We start from the raw sequence: 1,652 nt of genomic DNA, 5'->3' as shown, positions 1-1,652 counted from the left end.
TTTGATAGCGGCGGTTGGTAGCATTTTCAATCATTTTATCTAAAATTTTCCCGAGTTCTTTACTCACCGGGTTGTTACTTAAATACTGCCGCCAAATCCAGGCATCCTCGCCCGGATCGAACAGATCAAATGGGGAAACTTGAGTTAATAAATACAGGCAAGTTACGCCTAAACTGTACAAATCGCTGGTGAAAGATGCTTTGCCTCGGGCTTGTTCCGGGGCGATGTATTCGGGGCTGCCGATGCTGGTTCCTGTTTTGAGTAAGGCTGTACCTGTGGCAATTTTGGCAGCGCCAAAGTCTACTATAACTAATTGTTTATCGGCGCGGCGGATGATATTTCCTGGTTTGATGTCTCGGTGAATAACGTTGTGAGAATGGATGAAGTGCAGGACGGGTAGTAAGCTGTTGAGTAATTCTTGAATCTGAGTTTCTGTAAATGTGCCTTCTGTTGCTATAATTTGTGCTAGGTTTTGTCCGTCGATGAATTCTTGGACTACATATTGTCGGTTGTCTTGGATGGAATAGGCTAATAGTTCGGGAATTTGAGGGTGTTTTCCCAATTCATCCAATCGCATTGCTTCTTGTTCAAAAAGTTCGGCGGCTTTTTTGCTGTTGCGATTGCTGGCTGATGGGATGAGTTGGGTTTCTGTGGGTAAAAATTGTTTGATGACGCAGCGGGGTTTTGAGGGTTTGTCTTCGTCAACGGCGAGGAATGTTCTGCCAAAACCTCCTTGTCCGATCGCCTTTATGGCCCGATATTTCGGCAAATTTTGGCTGCATCCGGGTTTTGGGGCTTGGAACAATTGGGGTTTAGGCAGTAACTCATTCGATTTGGGATTTGGGATTTGGGGATTTGAGATTATTTGTATCAACCAGTAAATATTATACCTCTTGCCAGACTCTATATAATTTGGTTTGTAGTGAGGACTTTAGTCCTTCTATCTTAGTTAAAGAAAGAAGGACTGAAGTCCTCGCTACGAACCTTTTAGAATTAACTGAAGATACAAACTTTGGTTTGTATTGAGGGCTTTAGTCAAATGGCACTGAAAAAGTGACCAAAAAAAAATCTGTAAGGCAATATATATATAGATCATTGCCTTACAAATCAAAAAATCTCTCTTTATTATGCCAAATCGTGCGTCTATTCTCAAACAACAATTTTTACAGAGCGTTGCCTCACCTTGGGAAAAACTGCTGCCAGAAAAGTTAGTCTATTCGCTTCTAGCGAAAGAGAAAATCACCTACTACCAAAGCATCTACACACCGATAGTCACCTTGTGGGCGATGGTATCCGGCTCTCCAGAACTTATGGTGATAATTTTATCTAATGCAAGAAACAAGCTAATACGCGATTTCTAAAATTATCAAAATTAGAAAAGCCATACCCTTGTCGCATAATTAACTTAATTTTATTATTAATTCCTTCCATCACTCCACTGGTTGTGCGATGAACAAAGTAGTTGCAGATACCTTCAAAATGATTCTCAATTGTTGATGCAGATTCTCTAAAAAATAATCGTGCATGATTTAGCCATTTTTTTAATTTTTCCTGCCCTTTTTTGACAGTTAAATTAGTTTCATATATTTCCCTAAAATCTTCCTTCATCTGATATGCAATCCTCAAACATTCTGATTTTTTTAAGATCAATT

At 39.7% G+C, this 1,652-nt stretch carries 1 protein-coding gene and 1 pseudogene; both read right to left on the bottom strand.

Going from position 1 to position 1,652, the window contains the following annotated elements; translation table 11 throughout:
• Window positions 1–828: pseudogene (locus tag JGK20_RS34370) on the bottom strand (serine/threonine-protein kinase); the annotation flags it as partial.
• 498 nt (window positions 829–1,326) lie between these two features.
• Window positions 1,327–1,652, bottom strand: a 326-nt coding sequence (locus JGK20_RS34365) for a transposase (RefSeq protein WP_293233867.1), incomplete at its 5' end; no start/stop codon positions are given.

The organism is Microcoleus sp. PH2017_05_CCC_O_A, from assembly GCF_020738785.1.
Classification (GTDB): Bacteria; Cyanobacteriota; Cyanobacteriia; order Cyanobacteriales; family Microcoleaceae; genus Microcoleus.
The sequence above is the reverse complement of the archived record's forward strand: the minus strand, read 5'-3'. Positions and strand labels throughout refer to the sequence as shown.